The sequence below is a fragment of the Caldimonas tepidiphila genome (assembly GCF_003569765.1).
Lineage (GTDB): Bacteria > Pseudomonadota > Gammaproteobacteria > Burkholderiales > Burkholderiaceae_C > Caldimonas > Caldimonas tepidiphila.
On sequence record NZ_QXMG01000025.1, the window covers coordinates 1 to 22,825 of the forward strand.

General features: G+C 71.4%; 20 protein-coding genes. 4 read left to right on the forward strand and 16 right to left on the reverse strand.

The genetic code is table 11. The annotated features are described in order from the left end of the window. The 3 genes from D3A59_RS15245 to D3A59_RS15255 all read right to left on the reverse strand — a co-directional run. A partial coding sequence (locus D3A59_RS15245) for an NAD(P)/FAD-dependent oxidoreductase (RefSeq protein WP_240636077.1) occupies positions 1 to 1,238 on the reverse strand: 1,238 nt, incomplete at its 3' end. Positions 1,239 to 1,718: 480 nt separating this feature from the next. Next, positions 1,719 to 2,648, reverse strand: coding sequence for an electron transfer flavoprotein subunit alpha/FixB family protein (locus D3A59_RS15250; RefSeq protein WP_119155803.1), 930 nt, complete (start codon positions 2,646 to 2,648; stop codon positions 1,719 to 1,721). 2 nt (positions 2,649 to 2,650) lie between these two features. Beyond that, entirely contained in the window at positions 2,651 to 3,400 is a 750-nt protein-coding gene (locus tag D3A59_RS15255) for an electron transfer flavoprotein subunit beta/FixA family protein (RefSeq protein ID WP_119155804.1), read from the reverse strand. A 153-nt stretch (positions 3,401 to 3,553) separates the two neighbouring features. Here D3A59_RS15255 and D3A59_RS15260 point away from each other — a divergent pair, with 153 nt between their 5' ends. Next, positions 3,554 to 5,677, forward strand: a complete 2,124-nt coding sequence (locus tag D3A59_RS15260) for an oxidoreductase (RefSeq protein ID WP_119155805.1) — start codon at positions 3,554 to 3,556, stop codon at positions 5,675 to 5,677. Positions 5,678 to 5,725: 48 nt separating this feature from the next. Here the strand turns inward: D3A59_RS15260 and D3A59_RS15265 are convergent, their stop codons facing one another. Both D3A59_RS15265 and D3A59_RS15270 read right to left on the reverse strand, forming a co-directional pair. Then, complete coding sequence (locus D3A59_RS15265) at positions 5,726 to 6,508, reverse strand: SDR family NAD(P)-dependent oxidoreductase (RefSeq protein WP_119155806.1); 783 nt, start codon at positions 6,506 to 6,508, stop codon at positions 5,726 to 5,728. A gap of 88 nt (positions 6,509 to 6,596) precedes the next feature. Then, positions 6,597 to 8,027, reverse strand: a complete 1,431-nt coding sequence (locus tag D3A59_RS15270) for a coniferyl aldehyde dehydrogenase (protein ID WP_119155807.1) — start codon at positions 8,025 to 8,027, stop codon at positions 6,597 to 6,599. 151 nt (positions 8,028 to 8,178) lie between these two features. On the opposite strand from D3A59_RS15270, the gene D3A59_RS15275 reads away from it, so the two are divergent. The 3 genes from D3A59_RS15275 to D3A59_RS15285 all read left to right on the forward strand — a co-directional run bounded on the left by D3A59_RS15275 (position 8,179) and on the right by D3A59_RS15285 (position 11,636). Next, positions 8,179 to 9,501, forward strand: coding sequence for a spinster family MFS transporter (locus D3A59_RS15275; protein WP_119155883.1), 1,323 nt, complete (start codon positions 8,179 to 8,181; stop codon positions 9,499 to 9,501). A gap of 15 nt (positions 9,502 to 9,516) precedes the next feature. Beyond that, entirely contained in the window at positions 9,517 to 10,356 is an 840-nt protein-coding gene (locus D3A59_RS15280; protein WP_240636072.1) for an SDR family oxidoreductase, read from the forward strand. A 158-nt stretch (positions 10,357 to 10,514) separates the two neighbouring features. Then, positions 10,515 to 11,636 (forward strand): aromatic ring-hydroxylating dioxygenase subunit alpha, encoded by a 1,122-nt coding sequence (locus D3A59_RS15285; protein WP_119155809.1) that lies wholly within the window; start codon positions 10,515 to 10,517, stop codon positions 11,634 to 11,636. 57 nt (positions 11,637 to 11,693) lie between these two features. Here D3A59_RS15285 and D3A59_RS15290 read toward each other — a convergent pair whose 3' ends face one another. The 11 genes from D3A59_RS15290 to D3A59_RS15340 form a co-directional block, all read right to left on the reverse strand. Then, positions 11,694 to 11,912: a hypothetical protein gene (locus D3A59_RS15290; RefSeq protein WP_119155810.1), complete on the reverse strand. Its 219-nt coding sequence runs from the start codon at positions 11,910 to 11,912 to the stop codon at positions 11,694 to 11,696. Positions 11,913 to 11,935: 23 nt separating this feature from the next. Next, on the reverse strand, positions 11,936 to 12,607 hold the full coding sequence (locus tag D3A59_RS15295; protein ID WP_119155811.1) for an EthD domain-containing protein: 672 nt from the start codon (positions 12,605 to 12,607) through the stop codon (positions 11,936 to 11,938). 28 nt (positions 12,608 to 12,635) lie between these two features. After that, positions 12,636 to 13,913 carry an MFS transporter gene (locus tag D3A59_RS15300; protein WP_119155812.1) on the reverse strand — a complete coding sequence of 426 codons (1,278 nt, stop codon included), beginning with the start codon at positions 13,911 to 13,913 and terminating at the stop codon, positions 12,636 to 12,638. Positions 13,914 to 14,199: 286 nt separating this feature from the next. After that, entirely contained in the window at positions 14,200 to 15,390 is a 1,191-nt protein-coding gene (locus tag D3A59_RS15305; RefSeq protein ID WP_240636073.1) for a helix-turn-helix transcriptional regulator, read from the reverse strand. A gap of 84 nt (positions 15,391 to 15,474) precedes the next feature. Beyond that, positions 15,475 to 16,677 (reverse strand): acetyl-CoA C-acyltransferase, encoded by a 1,203-nt coding sequence (locus D3A59_RS15310; protein ID WP_119155814.1) that lies wholly within the window; start codon positions 16,675 to 16,677, stop codon positions 15,475 to 15,477. Positions 16,678 to 16,688: 11 nt separating this feature from the next. Then, the gene (locus D3A59_RS15315) at positions 16,689 to 17,147 is read right to left on the reverse strand and encodes a MaoC family dehydratase (RefSeq protein ID WP_119155815.1); all 459 of its coding nucleotides are present in this window, start codon (positions 17,145 to 17,147) and stop codon (positions 16,689 to 16,691) included. Positions 17,148 to 17,149: 2 nt separating this feature from the next. After that, positions 17,150 to 17,935 carry an SDR family oxidoreductase gene (locus tag D3A59_RS15320; protein ID WP_419187260.1) on the reverse strand — a complete coding sequence of 262 codons (786 nt, stop codon included), beginning with the start codon at positions 17,933 to 17,935 and terminating at the stop codon, positions 17,150 to 17,152. A 99-nt stretch (positions 17,936 to 18,034) separates the two neighbouring features. Continuing rightward, positions 18,035 to 19,204, reverse strand: a complete 1,170-nt coding sequence (locus D3A59_RS15325) for an acyl-CoA dehydrogenase family protein (RefSeq protein WP_119155817.1) — start codon at positions 19,202 to 19,204, stop codon at positions 18,035 to 18,037. Further along, entirely contained in the window at positions 19,201 to 20,313 is a 1,113-nt protein-coding gene (locus D3A59_RS15330; RefSeq protein WP_119155818.1) for an acyl-CoA dehydrogenase family protein, read from the reverse strand. The genes D3A59_RS15325 and D3A59_RS15330 overlap by 4 nt, the downstream gene beginning before the upstream one ends. Before the next feature lie 8 nt (positions 20,314 to 20,321). Beyond that, on the reverse strand, positions 20,322 to 21,197 hold the full coding sequence (locus D3A59_RS15335; RefSeq protein ID WP_119155819.1) for an SDR family oxidoreductase: 876 nt from the start codon (positions 21,195 to 21,197) through the stop codon (positions 20,322 to 20,324). A gap of 39 nt (positions 21,198 to 21,236) precedes the next feature. Beyond that, entirely contained in the window at positions 21,237 to 22,811 is a 1,575-nt protein-coding gene (locus D3A59_RS15340; protein ID WP_119155820.1) for an amidase, read from the reverse strand. Between the last annotated feature and the right edge of the window lie 14 nt (positions 22,812 to 22,825).

The following is a 22,825-nucleotide window of genomic DNA, read 5'->3' on the forward strand; positions in this document are numbered from 1 at the left end:
GGCGGGTTCTTCACGCCGAGCTTCGGCAGCAGCCACTGCTCGATGCCGGTCATGAGCGTGGCGGTGTTGCGCCCCTTCTTGAACCACTGCTTGAAGTTCTTGGCCTGGTTCAGTTCCGCGTGCAACCAGCTCGCTTCGAACGCCTCGGGGTAGGCCGAGAGCTCGTCGTGCTGGCGCTGCTGGCCCAGTGCCGCGAAGGCGGCCTCCGCGCACAGCATGCCGGTCTTGATCGCCGCGTGGCTGCCCTTGATGCGGCTGGCGTTGAGGTAGCCCGCCTCGCAGCCGACCAGCGTGCCGCCGGGGAACACCGTCTTGGGCAGCGACAGCAGCCCGCCCGCGGTGATCGCGCGCGCGCCGTAGCTCACGCGCTTGCCGCCCTCCAGGTGCTTCCTGATCACCGGGTGGGTCTTGAAGCGCTGGAACTCCTCGAAGGGCGACAGCCACGGGTTCTTGTAGTCCAGCCCGACCACGAAGCCGATGTAGACCTGGTTGTTCTCGGCGTGATAGAGGAAGGAGCCGCCGTAGGTGTCGGGCTCGAGCGGCCAGCCGGCGGTGTGCACGACGAGCCCGGGTCGGTGGCGCGCCGGGTCGATCTCCCACACCTCCTTGAGCCCGATGCCGTAGCTCTGCGGGTCGCGGCCCTCGTCGAGCCGGAAGCGCTCGATCAGCTGCTTGCCCAGGTGCCCTCTGGAGCCCTCGGCGAAGACCGTGTACTTCGCCAGCAGCTCCATGCCGAGCTGGAAGGCGTCAGTCGGCTCGCCGTCACGGCCGATTCCCATGTTGCCGGTGGCCACGCCGCGCACCGAGCCGTCGTCGTTGTAGAGCACCTCCGCGGCGGCGAAGCCGGGGAAGATCTCGACGCCCAGCGCCTCTGCCTGCTGAGCCAGCCAGCGCACGACGTTGCCGAGGCTGACGATGTAGTTGCCGTGGTTCTGGAAGCACTCGGGCAGCAGCGCCGGGGGCGTGGCCTGCGCGCCGCTCTCGCTCAGGAACAGGAACTCGTCCTGCGTCACCGCCTGGTTCAGCGGCGCGCCGAGCTCACGCCAGTTCGGCAGCAGCTCCGACAGCCCGCGGGGGTCCATGATCGCGCCGGAGAGGATGTGCGCGCCGGGCTCCGAGCCCTTCTCGAGCACGCACACCGAGACCTCGCGGTCCTGGGCGGCGGCGAGCTGCTTGAGGCGGATCGCGGTGGCCAGGCCCGCCGGGCCGGCGCCGACGATCACCACGTCGTATTCCATCGATTCGCGCGGGCCGTAGGAGGCTGGCGACACGTGGGACTGTCGAACTGAGGCCATCAAGGGGTTACTGGTCGTTTTGTGTTTCGGGAAGGAGAGCGGCCATGGCCTGCATTCCAGTCTTGTAGGTGCTCGGAGACCATCGCGTTACCTTGGCTGCCCCCAATGCACATTGCTCCGAGGCGCTGCAGTTCATAACGCAACAGAAACATGCCGTTTGGCCTGCCCGATTGGAGGGGCGACCATTTCAAGCCTAGCAAGTACGAGGCCGCGGCGGGTACGGCTGCGCCCCCTGGGCGCTCGTCTCGGCTTGCCGGCAACGCAATTCTGCTGTCAGGAGCGGGGGCGACAGCCCCCTCTTGCCCTCGGTGAACTGTTCCTCTGCGTTGTCCAGTTCCTGGCGGCGCGCACGCAACTCCCACAGGCATTGGCGAAGAAGAGCCATTTCCACTCCCTCTCGAACTCTTGATCCGGACAGCTCGCTTAGATCTGACCCGCCAGCTCCGGGACCGCACTGAAAAGATCAGCCTCCAACGCGTAGTCGGCCACGCTGAAGATTGGCGCCTCGGGATCCTTGTTGATCGCCACGATCACCTTGGAGTCCTTCATGCCCGCCAGGTGCTGGATCGCGCCGGAGATGCCGCAGGCCACGTACAACTGCGGTGCGACGATCTTGCCGGTTTGTCCAATCTGCCAGTCATTGGGTGCGTAGCCCGCGTCCACGGCGGCACGACTTGCGCCGAGTGCCGCGCCCAGCTTGTCAGCCAGCGGCGTAAGCACCTCGGCGAACTTCTCGCTGGATCCCAGGGCACGGCCGCCGGAGACGACGATCTTCGCAGCGGTCAGTTCGGGCCGGTCGTTCCTTGTCACATCCCGGCCCACCAATCGGCTTGCGCCGCTGTCGGCCACTGCGGCGATGCTTTCGATGACAGCCGAGTGGCTCCTTACGGCCGCGGCATCGAAGGCCGTACTGCGCACTGTCACCACTTGGATGGGATCCGAGCTCAACACGGTGGCCACCGCGTTGCCTGCATAGATCGGCCGCTCGAAGGTGAAGGCATCCACGATGCGCACGATGTCGCTGATCTGGGCCACGTCGAGCCGCGCAGCCACGCGCGGCGCGATGTTCTTGCCGCTGGAGGTCGCTGCGAAGAAGATGTGGGTATAGCCCTTCGCGAGGGTAATCACCTGTTCGGCCAGCCGCTCGGCCAGCCCTTCGCCCATGCCCGGGCCATCGGCATGCAGCACGCGGCCCACGCCGTCGATGCGCGCTGCCGCCTCTGCCGCCGCACCGGCGTCGGTGCCTGCCACCAGCACATGCACCTCACCGACCTGCGCAGCCGCGGCAACGGTGTGGAGGGTGGCTGGCTTCAGGCTGGCGTTGTCGTGTTCTGCAATGACGAGTGCGGTCATGATCAGATCACCTTGGCTTCGTTCTTGAGTTTCTCGACGAGCATCGCGACGTCGGGCACCTTCACGCCGGTACCGCGCTTCGGCGGCTCGGCCACCTTGAGTGTCTTGAGCCGCGGTGCGATGTCCACGCCGAGCGTCTCGGCCTTCAGCGTCTCCAGCGGCTTCTTCTTCGCCTTCATGATGTTGGGCAGCGTCACGTAGCGCGGCTCGTTGAGGCGCAGGTCGGTCGTGACCACCGCCGGCAGCGAGAGCTCCAGCGTCTCCAGGCCGCCGTCGACCTCGCGCGTGACCTGCAGGCGCTCCCCGGCGAACTCCACCTTGCTGGCGAAGGTCGCCTGCGGCAGGCCTGCGAGCGCGGCCAGCATCTGCCCGGTCTGGTTGCAGTCGTCGTCGATGGCCTGCTTGCCCAGGATCACGAGTCCGGGCTGCTCGCGCCCGACCAGCACCTTCAGCAGCTTGGCCACCGCCAGCGGCTGCAGCTCGACCTCGGTTTCCACGAGGATGGCGCGGTCGGCGCCGATGGCCATCGCGGTACGCAGCGTCTCCTGGCAGGCCGCCGAGCCGCAGGAGACGGCCACCACCTCGGAGACCACGCCCTTCTCCTTCAATCGCACCGCTTCCTCGACGGCGATCTCGTCGAAGGGGTTCATGCTCATCTTGACGTTGGCGAGGTCCACGCCACTGCCGTCGCTCTTGACACGAACCTTGACGTTGTAGTCGATGACCCGTTTGACCGGGACCAGGCACTTCATGATTGGAAACTCCTGTGATAGAGCCTCCACTGTCGCGACCCGCCCGGCTCGGCGCGTCCCTCAAACGGACGATCGCCGGCCCCGTCCGAACGGACGATGCCCGGCGGCGGCGGCCTCCCAGAATCGGCCGGCCAACTACCATTCCCCCAAGCCATGACCAATCCCTATTCCGCGCTGCTGCAACCCGGCCAGATCGGATCACTGCAACTGCGAAACCGCATCGTGATGGCGCCGATGGGCTCCAACTTCGCAGAAACCGACGGCACTTGCGGAGATCGTATCCAGGCCTACTACGAGGAGCGGGCCCGCGGCGGCGCCGGGCTGCTGACCATGGGAGTGTGTGCGGTGGCCTTTCCGGCCGGGACCGCCGAGCCCTTCCAGGTGGGCGTGTCGCGCGACGACTTCATCCCCGGGCTGGCCGCCCTCGCGCAGCGCGTGCACCGGCATGGCGCGAAGATCGCGATGCAGCTCCAGCATGCCGGCAAGACCTCCGCGCGTGACATCGCCGAGGGGCGCGAGCTGTGGGTGCCCTCGGTGCCGCCGGCGCACCGGACCACGATGATGGAGGCGCTGACACAGGAGGAGATCGCCAGCTTCGTGCGCAACGTGAGCGGCGGCAGGCCGCGCGTGCGCGTGATGGACCGCGCCGACATCGAGCAGATGATCGAGTGGTTCGCCGCCGCCGCCGCACGCGCCCAGGCCGCCGGCTTCGACGGCGTGGAGCTGCATGCGGCCCACAGCTACATCCTGGCGGGCTTCCTGTCGCCGCACTACAACCGCCGCGAGGACGAATGGGGCGGCCCCCTGGAGAACCGCGCCCGGCTGCTGCTGGACACCCTGCGCGCCGTCAAGGCCCGCACCGGCGGCGACTTCCCGGTCTGGGTGCGGCTCGATGCGCAGGAGCTGCGCACCCCCGGCGGCATCACGCTGGAGGACGCCATCGCCACCGCCCGGCTGGCCGAAGCCGCCGGCGCCGAGGCCATCAGCGTCTCGGCCTACGCCACCATCGACACCGGCACCGCCTTCACCGAGGCCCCTCTGGTGCAGCAACCCGGCGCCTACATCCCCAACGCTGCCGCCATCCGCGCCGCGGTCTCGGTGCCGGTGATCGCGGTCGGCCGCATCGAGCCGGAGGTGGGCGCCGAAAGCATCGCCCGGGGCCGCTTCGACTTCGTCGCGATGGCGCGCAAGATGCTGGCCGACCCGGAGATCCCGCTCAAGCTGCAGCGCAACCGGCCGCAGGACATCCGCCCCTGCATCTACTGCTACGCCTGCGTCAGCGAGATCTTCGTCAACCGCCGGGTGAAATGCGCCGTCAACGCGCTCACCGGCCACGAGTTCGAGGCCGCGATCGAGCCGGCGGACACGCCGCGCCACGTGCTGGTCGTTGGCGGCGGCCCGGCCGGCATGGAGGCCGCGCGCGTAGCGGCGCTGCGCGGCCACCGCGTCACGCTGGTGGAGCGCAGCGAGCGGCTGGGCGGCACGCTGTTCTTCGCCGCGCTGGCCTATCCGGAAAACGGCCGGCTGCTGGACTACCTGGTCGAACAGGTGAAGGCCCTGCCGATCGACATCCGGCTCTCGACCCCGGCGGACGCCGCGCTGGTGGACACACTCCGGCCCGACGCGATCATCGTCGCCACCGGCGCACGCCGCGCTGCACCGGAGATCCCGGGGGCCGGCCAGTCGCATGTCTGGAGCGGAGACGAGCTGCGCCGCCTGATGACGAACGATGGCGCGGACGAGATCGCCCGCGCCAAGCTCGGCCTGGCCGAACGCGCGCTTTTCAAGGCCGGTGGCGTGCTGCGCGTGACCGACAGCACGCAAGCGCTGCAGGGGCTGTCGAAACTGTGGATGCCCCTGGGCAAGCGCGTCGTGATCGTGGGCGGCGGGTTGGTGGGGTTGGAGCTGGCCGAGTTCCTGCTGGCGCGCGGACGCGAGGTGACGGTGCTGGAGCCAAGCGACAAGCCCGGGCGCGAACTCGCGATCGTGCGCCGCTGGCGGGTGCTGGAGGCGGTGGAGCAGCATGGGGTGCTGCACCGCAAGGCCGAGGTGCAGGAGATCGGCAAGCGCGAGGTGGTGTGGCAGGACGCACAGGGCGAGCAGCAACGCACGCCCGCGGACTCCGTGGTGCTGGCGCTGGGGGCGCAACCCGACGACAGCGGGGCGCGCCGCTTCGCCGAATGCGGCGTGCCGGTGATCGCAGTAGGCGACTGCGCCGAGCTCGGCTACATCGAGGGGGCGATGCACGGCGGGCATCGCGCGGGGCGCAGCGTGTAAGGGAAACCGAAAGGCGGCACGCCGCTGGGCGGCGTGCCGGGCGCAGCCTCAGCGCCAGTTCGGCGCCTCGACCCCGCCGTCCACGCCCAGGATCTTGCCGGTGATCCAGCGCGATGCGGGCGAGGCCAGGAAGAGCGCGGCGGCGGCAATGTCCTCGGGCTGGCCGAAGCTGCCCATCGGCGTGCCGTCAAGCAGCGCCTGCCGGCGCTCCGGCGTGAGGAAGGGAGCCAGCGCATCGGTCATGATGGTGCCGGGTTCGATGGCGTTGATGCGCACCGACGGCGCGTAGTCCTGCGCCAGGTTGCGCGTGAGCTGGTTGAGCGCCGCCTTGGCCGCGCCGTAGGCGCTGAAATGCTTCTGTGCATAGCGCGCCGCCGTCGAAGAGATGTTCACCACTGCACCGCCGCCGGCCTCGCGCATGTGCGGCACCACCTTCTGGATCAGCAGGTAGGCCGGCGTGACGTTCCAGGTCAGCGCATGGCTGAAGTCGGCCGCGCCCATGCGGCGCGGGTCGTTGGGGCCGGAGCCGCCGGCATTGTTGACCAGCAACGTGATTCGCCCGAGCTCCTCGCGGGTGCGCTCGACCAGGCAGTCCAGCGCCGCTTCATCGCCCACGTCGCAGGGCACGGCGACCGCCTTGCGGCCGAGCGCGCGGATCTCGGCCGCCACCGCCTCGATGTCGGCCGGCGTGCGCGCGGCCAGCGCCACGTCGGCGCCGGCCTGCGCGAAGGCCAGCGCGCAGGCGCGGCCGATGCCCTTGCCGGCACCGGTGACGATGGCCGCCTGGCCTTCGAGCGAGAACAGGGCGGGAACATGGGGCAAGGCAGTCATGGAGGCGTCTCCTCGGCTTGTCGATGGGGAGACCGATCTTCGGCGCCCCGGCAGACGCGACCATCGTGCGAACGGACGATGCCGGCCCTCAGCGCGTCACCGAGGCCCTGAGCATCGCCTCGAACTGCTCGCCGTAGGGCGGCAGCATCCCCCACTCGCGGCGCGGATCGTGGGAGCCGGCCTGGTAGACCGAGCGCGCATGGCTGAACTCCAGGAAGCCCTCACGGCCGTGGTAGCGCCCCATGCCCGAGGCGCCGATGCCGCCGAAGGGCGCATCGTGCAGCGCGGGGTGCATGCACACGTCGTTGATCGAGACGCCCCCCGAGAGCGTGTGCTCGAGCACCCAGCGCTGCTCGGCCTCGTCGCTGCCGAAGTAGTAGAGCGCCAGGGGGCGCTCGCCGGCGTTGATTGCGGCCACCGCCTGCGGCAGCTCGCGGAAGGTGTTGAGCACCAGCGCCGGCCCGAAGATCTCGTGGCGGGCGATCTCGCTATCGGCGGGCGGGTTCATCACGACGCGCAGCGGCATGCGCCGCTCGGCAGTCCCCTGCGCACTCGGCCAGCCGCCGACCAGCAGCACCCGGGCGCCGCGCTCCGCGGCGTCAGCCACATAGGATTCCACACGCGCGAAATGGCGCTCGTTGACCACCGGCACCACGTCGCGGTTGCCGGCGATGGTTGGGAACAGGCCGCGCCAGACCTCGTCGAGCGCCTCCACGAAGGCCTGCGCCTGCGACTCGTGGACCCACACTACGTCGGGCGCGACGCAGAGCTGGCCGGAGTTGGAGCTCTTGCCCACCGCGATGCGCTCGGCGGCATTGCGCAGGTCGGCGCCCGGGCTCAGCAGCACCGGCGACTTGCCGCCCAGTTCAAGCGTGACCGGCACCAGATTCTCGGCTGCGGCCTGCATCACCCGCTTGCCGACCGCCGTCGAGCCGGTGAACACGAGGTGGTCCCAGGGCTGGGCGGCGAACTCGGCCCCCACGTCCGGGCCTCCCGTCACCACCGCAAGTTCCTCGGGCGCGAAGAAGGCGGCGACGGCCTGCGCCACCGCCTCGGCAGTGCGCGGCGTCAGCTCCGAGGGCTTGAGCACGGCCCGGTTGCCCGCCGCCAGCACGCTGGCCAGGGGCGAGAACAACGTGAACAGCGGCGCGTTCCAGGTGCCGACGATGCCCACCACGCCCTTGGGCTGGTACTGCACCCAGGCGGTGGCCCCGAAGCTGTCGAAGGGCGCGACGCTGGGCCGGGGCTCCCGCGGCGTCCAGTTCGGCAGCTGGTCGCGCGCGTGCTTGAGCGAGGCCAGCGAGCCCAGCACGTCGTTCATCAGGGAAAACACTCTGGAGCGGCCTCCGAAGTCCTGCTCCATCGCAGCGCACAGCGCGTCGTGGTGCTCGACCAGCATGTCGATCACGCGCTGCAGCCGGGCCTGGCGCAGGGTATCGGGGACGCCGCCGTCCTCTAGGAAGGCGGCGCGCTGGGCGTCGAGCAGGGCGCGCAGCGGCGCCGGTGAAGTCTGGGGCATGTCGTCTCCTGAAGGCTCTTTGCGTCAATGATGACCGGGAACCGCACGAGGGTGCCGCCGCGGCCGACGATCAGCGTCGTCCGAAGGGACGATGCCTGCACCCCGTCTCCCCCGGACGATGCACCATCGCCTCTTCCATCGCCCCACCACCATGCAGCACGACGTTTCCTGGCGCACCCACCTCACCCTGGCGCTGCTCGCCCTGGTCTACATCTTTTCCTACATCGACCGGCAGGTCGTGGCCATCCTGATCGAGCCGATCAAGAGCGAGTTCGGGGCCAGCGACACCCACATGGGGCTGCTCAGCGGGCTGGCCTTCGGGCTGCTGTACGCCACTCTGGGCGTCCCGGTGGGCAAGCTCGCCGACAAGTACAACCGGCGCAACATCGTCGCCGTCTGCTGCGCCATGTGGAGCCTCGCGACGCTGGCCTGCGGCATGGCGGCGCAGTTCTGGCAGCTGGTGCTGGCGCGGATGTCGGTGGCGATCGGCGAGGCCGGCGGCATGGCGCCCTCGATCTCGATGGTGTCGGACCTCTACCCGAAGCAGCGCCGCTCGCTGGCCATCAGCCTGTTCATGATGGGGCCGCATTTCGGCGTGCTGATCGGCTTGGCGCTCGGCGGCTGGATCGCGCAGCAGTACGGCTGGCGCGCGACCTTCGTCTTCTTCGGTGCGCCGGGGCTGCTGCTGGCCCTGCTGCTGTGGCTGCTGGCGCCCGAGCCGCAGCGAGGCCGGTTCGACGCGGCAGCACCCGCGCCCGTGTCCGCGAGCAGCGAGTCGCTGGCACGCCAAGTGACGCGCCTGCTCGCCCTGCCCGCCTTCCGCAACCTCGCCCTCGCTTGCGGCATCGCCGGGGTGGCGGGCTACGGCTACGCCGTGTGGGCCCCCAGCTTCCTGGTGCGCAGCTACGGTCTGAGCATCGCGCAGGCCGGCTTGCTGTTCGGCGTGGCCAGCGGCGTCGGCGCCGTGGCGGGCGCGCTTTTCAGCGGCTGGCTGTGCGACCGCCTGGTCCAGCGCGACATACGGTGGCAGCTCGGCCTGCCCCTGGCCGGCGTGGCGATCTCGCTGCCCCTGGCATTGGGCTTCTTCCTCTGGCCGGGGGAGGGGCAATGGATGCTGGGCGGGCTGCGGATCCCACACACCATGGTCTTCGCGCTCGGCTTCGGTTTCTTCGCCAGCTGGTGGCCCTCGCTGTCCTACAGCGCCATCAGCCACATGGTCGATGCCTCGGAGCGCAGCGTGGCTGCGGCGCTGCTGAACTTCTTCATCACCCTGTTCGGCGTCGGCGCCGGCCCCCTCGTGACGGGCATGCTCAGCGACTGGCTGACGCCGCTGCACGGCCCCGAGGCGTTGCGCTATGCGCTGCTGTGCGCGATGAGCCTGCTGCTGCTGACCTTGCTGTTCATGGCGCTGGCCATCGAGCCCTATCGTCACCGCGTGAGCCGCCTGGGCGGCCTCGCCCCCACCGCATCCTGATCGAAAGGAGACCCCTTGAAATCCGCCCCTCCCGTGGTCCTGATCACCGGCGCCAGCCGCGGCATTGGCGCGGCCACCGCGCAGGCCTTCGGCCGCACCGGCTGGCGCGTGGCCGTCACCGCCCGCACCCGCAGCGACGGCCAGCGCCTGGCGCACCAGCTGCGCCGCCCCGACGGCAGCACGCTGGCCGGCAGCCTTGACAGCACCGCCGAGGCGGTGCGGGCCACCGGCGCCGAGGTGCTGGCGCGACCGATGGACCTGATGGACCCCGCCTCGCTGGACGCCGCGCTGGACGAGGTGCTGGCGCACTGGGGCCGCGTCGACCTGCTGATCAACAACGCCGTCTACCAGGACGCCGAGATGAACGCGATGCTGCTGGCCCTCGACGACGAGGCGCTGCAGCGCACGCTGCAGGGCAACGTGGTGGCCCCCTTCCGCCTCGCGCGCCGGCTGCTGCCGGCGATGATCGCGCAGGGCGGCGGCCAGATCATCAACGTGTGCTCGGGCGCGGGCAAGAACGACCCGCCGGTGCCGGCCGACCAGGGCGGCTGGGGCTTCGCCTACGGCGCCTCGAAGGCCGCGCTGGCGCGGCTGGCGGGCTGCATCAACCGCGAGCACGGCGCGCAGGGCTTGCGGGCCTTCAGCGTCAACCCCGGGCTGGTGAGCACCGAGGCCGTCACGGCCACGCTGGGCGACGGCGGCTGGCTGCAGCAGCGCTACGGCGCCATGCCGCCGCAAGCGATCGCCGCCGCGCTGCTCTGGCTGGCGACCGATCCGCGCGCGGCCGCACTGGCCGCCGGGCCTTCGATGATCGACCTGCAGCCGCTGGTGCGCGAGCACGAGCTCGCCGCCTGAGGCGCGACGCACCGGCGGGGCTGCGCCGCCCGCCGGTGCCTTCGGAAGGACCCGGCTTGATCCGGCTCAGGGGACGAGCCGCCCATCGTCCGAACAGGGTATGCGGCCGCCGAATCGTCCTCCGAACATGGACGCACCCCCTCACCACAGGAGCAACCATGGCAACCTCCAAAGACTACAGGCTCGGCGAGTACACCTTCCCGCGCGGCTGGTTCATGATCGCCGACGCCGACGAGCTCAACACCCACAAGCCGCTGGCCGTGCGATTCTTCGGCAAGGACTTCGCGCTCTACCGCGGCCGCGCCAGCGGCAAGGTCGTGCTGCTGGACGCCTACTGCCCGCACATGAAGACCCACCTGGCCGCGCCGAACAACACCTCCTACGTGGTGCTCGACGGCGGCGGCAGCAATGTCGACGGCGACGGCATCCGCTGCCCCTACCACGCCTGGCGCTTCGGCCCGGACGGCAAGTGCGACGACATTCCCTACCACAGCGGCCCGATCCCGGCCGCGGCTTGCGTGAAGTCCTGGACCGTGACTGAGAGCCTGGGCGCGATCTGGGTCTGGCACGACCCCGAGGGCGGCGAGCCCGAATGGGATCATCCCTCGCTGCCCCAGTGGAACGACCCGGGCTGGGTGCGCTGGAAGTTCGACCACCTCGGCCTGCTGGCGCATCACCCGCAGGAGGTCATCGACAACATCTGCGACTACGGACACCTGAGCCCGATCCACGGCTCGACCGTGCAGCGCTACGAGAACGAGTTCCAGGGCCACACGGCCACGCAGCGCCAGTGCGGACCGCACCGCACGCTCGTCGGGCCCAACGGCGCGAGCCCGATCCTGCACACCCTCACCACCTACCACGGGCCGGGCGTGCTGATCTCCGAGCTGACCGGGCTCTTCGAGTCGATCCTGATGATCACCCACACCCCGGTCGACGACGGCACGCTCAAGGTCTGGCACGCGCTGCTGGTCAAGGCGCCCAGCGGCCAGGCCGTGGCAACGGTGGCCGACACCATTGCGGCGCGCCAGTTCCAGGAGGCCAGCCGGCTGGCCTTCGCCCAGGACTTCGAGGTCTGGACCAACAAGGGGCCCTGCCTCAACGGCCTGTTCCTGCCCAGCGACGGCCCCTTCATGAAGGCGCGGATCTGGTACAAGCAGTTCTACAACCCGCGTGCGAAGAAGCAGGAGTACCTCGACCAGTGCGAGGGCCTGTACGTGCCGCGCGGCGCGCAGCCGTATACCGAGCGCGAAACACGCGAGGCCCCGCAACCCGCTTGAGCCGCTTGAGCCGCCTGAGCAGGAGGGCCGCCCGGCCCTCCTACTGCGCAGCCCCGCCTACTGCCGCGACAGCAGCAACTGCTCGAAGTGGCAGCCCTGCATGCACAGGTTGCGGACGATCTCATCCACCCACTGCTCGTGTTCCTCATGCTGCGGTTCCCGGGCCGTCGGGGACGCCTGCGGCTGCCGCGGCGGCGCGAGGCTCGCGAAGGTGGAGACGCCCGCCACGAGGGCGGCCACCGTCAGCGAGCTGACGATCCTGGTTGCCTTGTTCATCATCGTCTCCTCCTGGGTCCGGGTCAGGGCCGCCGGTGCGTCACCTGAGTCAGGATGAACAGGGAGCGCTGCAGATCGGCCATGCCGCCGAGCTGCGGTCCCAATGCGCAGCGCACGTCCTGGCGGCCGAAGGCGGCCCGCGCGCTGGCGGTCCCGTCGAACCACCATTCGCCGATGCCGTCGTAGTCGTAGCCCGGCGGCGCGGGCAGCTGCACCGCGTTGTGCACCACCCGGCCCCCGTGCGGCAGGCTCGCGGCCCCGGCCTGCAGCCAGGCCTGCGCGAACGCCGCGGCCGAAAGCGACGGGCTGCGGCGCAGGAAGCCCACCAGGCAGACCTCCCCGGGGGGCCCGTCACGGCGGACCGCCTCGCGGCAGACCAGGCTGAAGTCGCGGACGTGCCGGTCGAACACCCTCGGCTCGTCGGGCCGCATGATGGCCAGCGTCTCGGGATCGCTCCAGATGTCGAGGGCGGCCTGCAGGTCCCGCAGCTGCAGCAGGTTCACGCCGTCGTGGTCGGCGCTGAGGCCCGCCAGCCCGGGGTCGGCGAGCCGGGCGCACTGCATGACCGAACGCACCTTGTCCTGCACGTTGCGGCACTGCCGCCCGAGGGCCGAGTGCTCGCGCCAGGCCTGCACGAAGCCCGGCAGGTCCAGCGCCGGGTTGCGCCGGGCCAGATAGATCATCTTCGCGTTCATCGAGGCACTCCTGCAGCGGACGTGGCGCTCACGATGCGGCCAGCGCCAGCCGGTCCGCCGCCGTGCGGGCAGCCGGATAGGCCTGCATCGCCCGCGCGAAGGCGAGCCCGCCCGGCAGCAGCATGGACACCGCGCAGGCGAGCGCCACGCGCAGGCCGTCGCCCTGCACCCAGGGCGTCAGCACATCGCTGAGCCAGCCGGTGAAGATGGGGCCGAGGCCGCTGCCGAAGATCGAGCCGGCGAGCAGCACCACCGCGCTGGCCGTGGCACGGCGGTGCGCAGGCACCACGAGGCTCAGCGCCGCGTAGGTGGGTGCCACCCACCAGGTGATGAAGAAGGCGTAGAGCACCACCAGGACCACGACGCCGGACAGCGCGCCGGGGGGCAGCATCAGGTAGGCCAGCCCCGCCGGCAGCGCCAGCAGCATCCCCAGCACCGGCACGCCGATCTGCCAGCGTGGGTCGCGGCGGGCCAGCCGGTCGGTCAGCCAGCCGGAGAACAGGCCTCCGACGACCGAGGCGAGCGCCGCACTCCCCGACACCCAGCCCGCCCCCTGCAGCGACAGGCCATGGTGGCGCACCAGCAGCGCGGTGTTCCAGGCGCCGAAGGAATAGCCCGCCAGCAGCACGCAGGACGCGCCCACGATCAGCCAGCGGGTGACGCCGCCGCGCCAGAGATCGCGCACCGCGCCCGGCTGCGCCCCCTGCATCGCGGTCTGGAGGCGGGGCGGCTCCGTCACGCTGGCACGCAGCAGCAGCGCGAGGCCCAGCGAGCCGAGCCCCACCAGCGCCAGCGTCGCACGCCACCCCCATTGCTGGGCCATCCAGGAGCCGCCCAGCAGCGCCAGCAGGGCGCCGATGCTGGCGCCGGTGCCGAACACGCTCATTGCTCTCGAACGCTGCTCGGGCGGGAACAGGTCGGCCACCATCGCCATCGAGGCCGGTGCGCCGCCGGCGTCGCTGACGGCCCCGCCCGCCCGGCTGAGCATCAGCCCCCAGAAGCCGGTGCTGAGCGCGCCCAGCGCGGCCAGCAGGCCGCCGGCGCCGCGGCACCAGGCGATCAGCCCGCGGCGCTCGCAGCGGTCCGCCAGGCGCCCCAGCGGCACGCCGAGCGCGCTGAAGGTCAGCGCGAAGCCCAGGCCGGTGATCAGGCCGATCTGCAGGTCCGACAGCGCGAACTCGGTCTTCACCGGCTGGACCAGGACCGCCAGGATCTGGCGGTCCATGAAGGCCAGCGCCGACATGGCGGTCAGCAGGACCAGGGTATAGCGGCGCCGGACAATGCCGGGATTCTGGCCTGCGTGCATGGGAAGTCCCGAGTGGAGTTGAATTGATTGTTCGGGGGGTCCCGAGGCCGGGCATCGTCCGTGTGGACGATGTGCAGCGCCTCCGGGCGGCCAGCGGCCACGGCGCGCCCACGCGGCAGCGTCCTGTCGGAGAAGAAAGCGAAGGAAGAGGACGGCCCGCGGAACGGCTCAAGCCGTGGGACCGGCCGCGCCGCAGGAGCCCGCCCCGGGACGACCGATCGTGCAACTTGCTCGGGACCCATCAGCCCTGCCGCGGCCCGTCATGGGCGCGCGGGCCGGTCTCCGGCTAGTCCTTCGAACCGAGCCAGGCGACGCTGTTGAGGAAGATGCGCACCAGCTCGGTCTGGCGCCGCACGCCGGTCTTCGAGAAGATCGAGCGCAGGTGCGCGCGCGCGGTGTTGCGGCGGATGCCCAGCGCCTCGGCCGCCTCCTCGAGCGACAGGCCGTTGGCGAGCTCGATCGCCAGCGCGGTCTCGGCGGGCGTGAGCTGGAACAGCTGCTGCGCGAGCTTTACCGGCGGATGCGCCTTGCCCTCGGTGTCGCGCACGAACACCGCCACGCTGGGCCGGCGCTTTCCTTCCGTCCACTGGTCGGGCGAGATCGCCTGCACCACCACGCCCCAGCTGAGCTGCCCCGAGGGCCGGCTGACCGACATCGCCTCGGTCAGCGCCACCTTGGAGGACTGCGGATGCGCCAGCGCCTCGCGCACCAGGCGCTGCAGCTTGCGGTTGTCGTTGACGTAGGTGGCCTCGAGCTGCTGGCCCGCGATGCGCAGGCCGTCGTTCATCGCCAGGATGCCGGTGGCGGCCGGATTGGACTCGATCACCAGGCCGTTCTGGTCGAGCACCACCACGCCCACCATCAGCTGCGCCATCGCGTGGCCGTAGAGGGAGTTGAGCCTGCGGTCCTGATGGATCGACAGGTGCAGGTTCAGCGCACGCTTGAGATGCGGCACCAGGCGCCGCGCCAGCGCCACGTCCTCGGCCGAGAAGGCCGGCGCCTCCTCCGAACGCGTCACGCGAAAGCCGTAGGTGCTGCCGTCCTGGGTCACGATGTCGGCGGCCAGGACATGGAAGACCTGGTGAGGGGCGCACCAGTCCCGGTAGTAGGCCGAGGCCCGCCAGTCCGACTCGGACAGCAGGTCCTGGATCGTCACCACCTTGTCGGGCGGCAGCCCCGTGAAGGGACTCATCGCGATGTAGCGGTTGTGCGGCGACAGCACCCGGTAGTCCCCCGAGGCCGAGACGATCAGCCCGAGGTCCTCGGTGTTGCCGGGGCGCACGATCAGCGACGAATAGTTGCCGGCGAACTCGCGCCGGATCTTCTCGAGGCACGCCACCCAGTGCCCCGGATCGAGCGCCACCTCGTAGAGGGCCTCCAGGATCTGGCTGAAACGCTCGATCGTCAGGGGCGCACGCGCGCCGCCCGTTGTCTCCAGGCCCGTCTCTTCGGACAGGTCTTCGATGGAACTGCTCATAACGCTCCAAATGTGCCATTCGGTCGCAAAGTGTGCCATCCGGCGCGCTGCGCTGCAGGTGGGCCGATCCCTGCCCGCGCCCGCTCAGGTCAGCTCGAACAGGCCGGCCGCGCCCATGCCGCCGCCGATGCACATGCTCACCACCACGTAGCGCACGCTGCGCCGGCGTCCCTCCAGCAGCGCATGCCCCACCAGCCGCGCGCCCGACATGCCGAAGGGGTGGCCGATGGCGATCGCCCCGCCGTTGACGTTGAGCCGCTCGTCCGGGATGCCCAGCACGTCGCGGCAGTGGATGACCTGGCAGGCGAAGGCCTCGTTGATCTCCCACAGGCCGATGTCGGACACGTTCAGGCCGTGCTGCTTCAGCAGCTTGGGGATGGCGAACACCGGCCCGATGCCCATCTCGTCGGCACGGCAGCCTGCCACCGCCAGGCCGCGGTAGGCGCCCAGGGCCTTGAGGCCGCGCCGCCGGGCCTCGGCCGCGCTCATCAGCACCGAGGCGGAGGCGCCGTCCGAGAGCTGCGAGGCGTTGCCGGCGGTGACGAACTCGCCCTGCTCCACCCAGCGGCCCTGCTTCCACACTGGCCTGAGGGCCGAGAGGCTCTCCAGCGTGGTGTCGGGGCGGTTGCCCTCGTCGCGCTCGAGCCGCACGGTCTCGCTGCCGACGGCGCGGCCCTCCTTGTCGAACAACTGCCTGACGGTGGTCAGCGGCACGATCTCCTCGTCGAGCAGGCCGTCGCGTTGCGCCGCAGCGGTGCACTGCTGGCTGCGCAGCGCGTACTCGTCCTGTGCGGCACGCGAGATGCCGTAGCGGCGGCTGACGATCTCGGCGGTCTCGATCATCTGGATGTAGGCAGTGGGCTCGGCCTCCAGCACGGCCCGGGACTGCGCGCGGTGGCTGTTCTTGTGCGAGTTCTGCACCAGCGAAATCGATTCCAGCCCACCGGCGACCGCGATCTCCATCTCGCCGCAGACGATGGACTTGGCGGCAGTTGCGATGCTCACCAAGCCGGAGGCGCACATGCGGTCGATGGCCATGCCGCCCACCGACGCGGGCAGCCCGGCAGTGTAGGTGCACAGCCGGCCCAGGTTGTAGCCCTGCGTGCCCTGCTGCGCGGCCACGCCCAGGATCACGTCGTCCACCTCGGTCCTCTCGACCCCGGCCTTCTCCAGCGCGGCGCGGATGACGTGGCCGCCGAGCACCGGCGCCTCGGTGTCGTTGAAGGCACCGCGATAGGCCTTGCCGATCGGCGTGCGGGCGGTGGAGACGATGACGGCTTCATTCATGATGGTTTTCCTCACTCCTCGAAATACAGGCGGCTGATCGTGTCCACCACGCAGCCGGGCTTGTCCGATCCCTCGATCTCGACGCTGATGCGCACCACCACCTGCACGCCCTCGCCGACCTCCCGGGCCGCGAGGATCTGGCCGCGGCCGCGCACGCGCGAGCCCGCGCGCACCGGCGCCGGAAAGCGCACCTGCTCGCAGCCGTAGTTCAGCCCCATGCGCAGCCGCTCGTAGCCCACCAGCTGCGGCAGGAAGCAGTTGGCCAGCGACAGCGTCAGGTAGCCGTGCGCGACGCAGGCGCCGAAGGGGCCGTCCTTGGCGCGCACCGGGTCGACGTGGATCCACTGGTGGTCGCCGGTCGCCTCGGCGAACAGGTCGATGCGGCGCTGGTCGACCGTCAGCCAGTCGGTCGTGCCGAGCTCCTGCTGCTGCGCCGCCAGCACCGCGGCCACCGAATCGAAGCGCTTCATGCTCAGGCCCTCTGCGCGCTGACCGAGACCACTTCGCCGGTCATGTAGGAGGCGTAGTCGCTCGCCAGGAACACCATCACGTTGGCCACCTCCCAGGGCTCGGCGGCGCGGCCGAAGGCCTCGCGGCCCGCGAGCTCCTGCAGCAGCTCCTCCGAGGCGGACTTCTTCAGGAAGGCATGGATCGCGATCGAGGGCGCCACCGCGTTGATGCGCACGCCGTGCTCGGCGGCCTCCAGCGCCGCGCAGCGGGTGAAGGCCATCACGCCGGCCTTGGCCGCCGCGTAGTGCGCCTGCTCGGCCTGCGCGCGCCAGCCCAGCACCGAGGCGTTGTTGACGATCACGCCGCGCCGGCGCGGCTGCATGGCCCGCAGCATGGCGCGCGTCATGCGGAAGGTGCCGGTCAGCGTCACGTCGAGGACCTTGTGCCACTCCTCGTCGCCCATCTCGACGACGCGGCGGCTGGTGCCGAGGCCGGCGTTGTTGATCAGCACGTCGACGCCGTCCATCCGCTGCTCGGCCTCGTCGACGAGTGCCTGCACCTGCGCCTCCTGGCTCACGTCGCAGAGCCGGCCGTGCACCGCCTGCAGGCCCGTGTCGCGCTTGAGCGCCTCCACGGCCTCGGCCAAGCGCCGCTCGTGCACGTCGGAGACGAACAGCGCGCGCGCACCCTCCTCCGCCGCGCGCCGCGCGGCGGCGAAGCCGATGCCGGCGCCTGCCGCGGCGGTGACCAGGACGCTCTTGCCTTGCAGCAGGCCATGAGCGGGAACGTATGCGGGAGAAGGTTTCATCGACAACTCATCCATCGGGGTCGGGATGACCCGATGGTGGCCCCCGGGCGGCGCCGCCTCATCGTCCGAGCGGACGATGAGGGGACGGCCGCAGCGGGTTCAGCGCGGCATGCCCAGCGCGCGCTCGGCGATCAGGTTGAGCTGGATCTCGTTGGTGCCGGCGTAGATCGTGTCGGCGCGGCTGCCCAGCCACAGCAGGTGCAGGCGCTGGCGATCGGGGTCGTCGCGGATCACGTCGCCGTCGGCGCCCAGCACGTCCATCGCCAGCCGGCCCAGCTCGCGCCGCCAGTTCGACCAGGCGTACTTGGCGGTGTAGGCCTCGGGCGGCTGGGTGCCGTCCCGGGCGCCGAGCACGCGCAGCGCGTGGTGGCGCAGCATCGCCAGCCCCTGTGCCGCCTGCGCGATGCGCTGGCGCAGCAGCGGGTCGCGCGCCGCGCCGTTGGCGCGCGCGGCTGCAATGACGAGGTCCAGCTCGTGGCGGAAATGCGCCTGCTGGCCCAGCGTCGAGACGCCGCGCTCGAAACCGAGCAGCGCCATCGCGACCTTCCAGCCCTGGCCCGGCGCGCCCAGGTGCAGCGAGGCCTCGGTGCGCGCGCCGTCGAGGAAGACCTCGTTGAACTCCGCACTGCCGGTCATCTGGTGGATCGGACGGATCGCGACGCCGGGCTGCTCGAGTGGCACCAGCAGCAGCGTGAGGCCCTGGTGGCGCGAGGACCCTTCCTCGGTGCGCGCCAGCACGAAGATCCAGTCGCTCTCATGCGCCCAGGAGGTCCAGACCTTCTGGCCGTCGATCACCCATTCGCCGCGGGCCGGGTCCAGCCGGGCCCGGGTGCGCACGTTGGCCAAGTCGGAGCCGGCGCCCGGCTCCGAGTAGCCCTGCGCCCAGTATTCGGTGCCGGCGCGGATGCCCGGCAGGAAGCGCGCGCGCTGCTCGGGCGTGCCGTGGGCGATTAGCGTCGGCGCCAGCAGCTGCTCGCCGATGTGACCGAGCCGGCCCGGCCCGCCGCAGCGCGCGTACTCCTCGTGGAAGATCAGCTGCTGCCCGAGCGGCAGCGCCCGGCCGCCCGCCTCGCGCGGCCAGCCGAGGCCCACCCAGCCGCCTTCGGCGAGCCGCTGCTCCCAGCGCCTGGCCAGCGCCGCGTCGAAGCCGGGCGCCCCCGGCCCGTGGCAGTCGCGCAGCGGCTCGAACTCGCCGCGCAGGTGCGCGCGCATCCAGTCCTGCACCTCGGTGCGAAAGCTGCGTTCTTCGGGGCTCTCGTGCAGGTTCATGATGCGGGGGTGTCCAGCAGTTGCGCCGCCACGCGCTCGCGCCACCAGGCCGGCGGCCCGAGGCGCTGGCTGCCGGCCTGCGCACGTTTGAAGTAGAGGTGGGGGTCGTATTCCGAGGTGAAGCCCACGCCGCCGTGCAGCTGGATCGCCTCCTGGGCGCAGAACTGCGCCGCGTCGGTGGCCTCGCACAGGGCGAGCGCCGCCTGGAAGGCCAGCGTCGCGTCGTCGGGCGCCGTGTCGGCCACCGCCGCGGCGCCGTGGACGGCCGAGCGCGCGCCTTCGAGCGCCACCAGCATCTGCGCGCAGCGGTGCTTGACCGCCTGGAAGGCGGCGACCGGCCGGCCGAACTGCACGCGCTGCGCGGTGTAGGCCACGCTCAGGTCGAGGCACTGCTGCGCCACGCCCACCTGCTCGGCCGCCAGCCCGATGGCGCCCAGGTCGCGCGTGCGCGCCAGCGCCTGCTGCAGCGCCGGCCCGCGCGCCAAGCAGGCGGCGTCCGGCAGCCGCACCCTGGCCGCCTGCACGTCGGCGCTGCGGCGCGTGCGGTCCACGGTCTGCAGCGGGGCGATGCGCAGGCCCGGGCTCGCGGACGGGACCGCCAGCAGCAGCGCCTCGCCCGCGGCGTCCTGGGCGACCAGCAGCAGCAGGTCGGCCTGCGCGGCCGACCCGACGCGTTGCCAATGACCGTCGAGACGCCAGCCGCCCTCCGGCAGCGGCTGCGCGCGTGCCCCCGAGGCCTCCGAGGCCAGGGCCGCGACGGTCTCGCCGCACGTCACGCCGGCGAGCACGGCCGACCCGGCCTCGCCCACCGTGCGCAGCAGCGTCGCGGCCAGCACGGCGCTGTCGAAGAAGGGCACGCAGGCCAGGCGCCGGCCGAGCTGCTCCTGCAGCAGCGCGAGTTCCACCCAGCCCAGGCCGAGGCCGCCCTGCGCCTCGCTGCCCTGCAGGCCGCACCAGCCCATCTCGGCCATGTGCCGCCACAGGCCGCGGTCGAAGCCGTCCGCGCTGTCGGCGGCGGCGCGCATCGCGCGCGAGTCGCTGGCCTGCGCCAGGAAGTCGGCCGCGGTCTCGGCGATGAGCCGCTGTTCGTCGGAAAGTGCAAGATCCATGGTGGCCCTCAGGTGCCGTAGACCTTCTGCGGCGCAACGCTCTCGGCGATCAGGCGGTCGACCACCGCCGTCAGCTCCGCCGGCGCCCAGCGCGCGCCCTTGTCGGCGATCCTGCCAGTGCGCCAGCCGTCGGCCACCGAAAGCTCGCCCCCCTTGGCCTCGAAGCAGCGGCCGCTCACGTGGGCCGAGAGCGGGCTGCCCAGCCAGACCACGATGGAGGCGACGTTGAGCGGATCCCAGACGTCGAAGCCGCTCTCGGGCTTCTTCACCAGATCCGGCATCGCGCCCTCGGTCATCGAGGTGCGCGCGGCCGGCGCGAGGCAGTTCACCGTGATGCCGTAGCGCGCCAGCTCGGCGGCCTGCACCAGCGTGAGCGCGGCGATGCCGGCCTTGGCGGCGGCGTAGTTGCTCTGGCCGATCGAGCCTTGCAGGCCGGCGCCGGAGCTGGTGTTGATGATGCGCGCATCCACCGCGCGGCCCGCCTTCTTCTGGTCGCGCCAGCGCCGGCCCAGCACATTGGCGAGGCAGAAGTGGCCCTTGAGGTGCACGTGCATCACCGCGTCCCAGTCCTCCTCGCTGAGCGAGAGGAACATGCGGTCGCGCAGGATGCCGGCGTTGTTGACCAGCACGTGCACCTCGCCGAAGGCCGCCACGGCGGCGTCGACGATCGCCTGCGCCCCGGCGACCGAGGCGATGTCGCCGCTGTCGGCCAGCGCCCGGCCCCCGGCGGCCCGCACCTCGGCGGCCACCGCCTGCGCGGCCTCCGCGCGGATGTCGTTGACGACGACGTTGGCGCCCTCGGCCGCGAAGGCGAGCGCGTAGGCCCGTCCCAGGCCGCCGCCGGCGCCGGTGATCAGGACGGTTCGGTTGTCACAGATTCCCATGGTGTTCTTTGCTCGAAATCGGTCGTTGAAGGCGGCCCCTCACAGGGCCGGGGCGGGACGGCGCTGGCTCCACGGCGCCGCCTGCTCCAGCTGGGCGGCGAGGGCCAGCAGTCGGTCCTCGGCGCCGAAGGGGGCGGCGAACTGGGCCCCCACGGGCAGGCCGGCCCCGTTCCAGTGCAGCGGCACCGACATCGCCGGGTGGCCGCTCATGTTGAACAGGGCCGTGAACGGCGAGGCCATCACCGCGGCTTTGACAAAGTCCTCGTAGGGCTGGTCCAGCGACAGCGCGCCAAGCTTCGGCGCGGGGGCCGCCGTCACCGGCGACAGGATCAGGTCGTGCTCGCCGAAGAACAGGTCGAGCGTGCGCCCGACCTGGTCGAACACGGCGCGGGCGGCGAATACCTGCTCGGCGCCGTAGCCGCTCGCCAGCTGGAGGCTGCGCCAGTTCAGCGGCTCGAACTCGTCCTCGCGGGCGCGGCGGCCGAGCGCCTTCTCGCGCGCCCTGACGGTGCTCAGCATGCCGGTCGCGGTGAGCACGCCCATGCCGGCGAACATCTCGGCCACCGGCAGCTGCAGAGCCGCCGGCTCCACCTTGTGGCCGAGCGATTCGCACAGCCGCGCGGCCTTGCGCGCGGCCTCCAGGCAGTCCGGATGCACGGGCAGGCCGAAGGGGTTGGCCTCCATCAGCGCGATGCGCAGGGGCCGCGGCGGCCGGGCGATCGCGGCCATCAGGGCTTCGGGGGAGGCGGGCTGCATCGGTCCGCTGCGGCTGCCGGGCTCCGGGCCCTGCGTCAGCTGCAGCAGCAGCGCCGTGTCGCGCACCGAGCGGCTGATGACGTTGTGCACCGACAGGCCCATCCAGCCTTCGAGCGCCGTCGGCCCCATCGGCACCCGGCCTCGGCTGGGCTTGAGGCCGAACAGGCCGCAATGCGAGGCGGGGATGCGGATCGAGCCGCCGCCGTCGCTGGCGTGCGCCACCGGCAGGATCCCGGAGGCCACCGCCACCGCGGCTCCGCCGGAGGAGCCGCCGCTGCTGTGCTCGGGCTGCCAGGGGTTGCGGGTCGGGCCGAACAGGCGCGACTCGGTGGTGGCGGTCTGGCCGAACTCGGGCGAGGTGGTCTTGGCGAAGATGTTCAGGCCCGCGGCCCGGTAGCGCTGCACCAGCGTCGAGTCGTGGTCCGCCACGACGTCCTTGAAGAAGGCGCAGCCGTGGGTGGTGACCGTGCCCTTCATCTGCAGGCCCAGGTCCTTGAGCGCGAAGGGCACGCCCAGCAGCGGCGCGGCCGCGGCCCGGCGCTCTCGCTCGGCCCGGCCGAGGCCGGAGAGCTGCCGGGCCGTGTCGCGAGCGGGCTCGTCGTGGCGCAGGGCAATGGCATTGAGCGCGCTGCGGGCCTCGGCGCGGGCGAGGGCTGCTTCCAGCGCGTCCAGGGCGCTGATCTGCCCCTTGCGGATCTGCTGCGCCAGCCCGGTGGCGTCGAAGCGCTCGTACTCGGGCAGGGGCAGGGCCGCCCCGCGCGCAGCGGTTCCGGTCGCGCCCAGCGTCGTGGCGAGACCCGCGGCTGCCGCGCCCCTGAGGAAGTCGCGCCGGCTAGCGTCCGGCTGTCGGTCGTTCATGGGGTTGTCTCCCG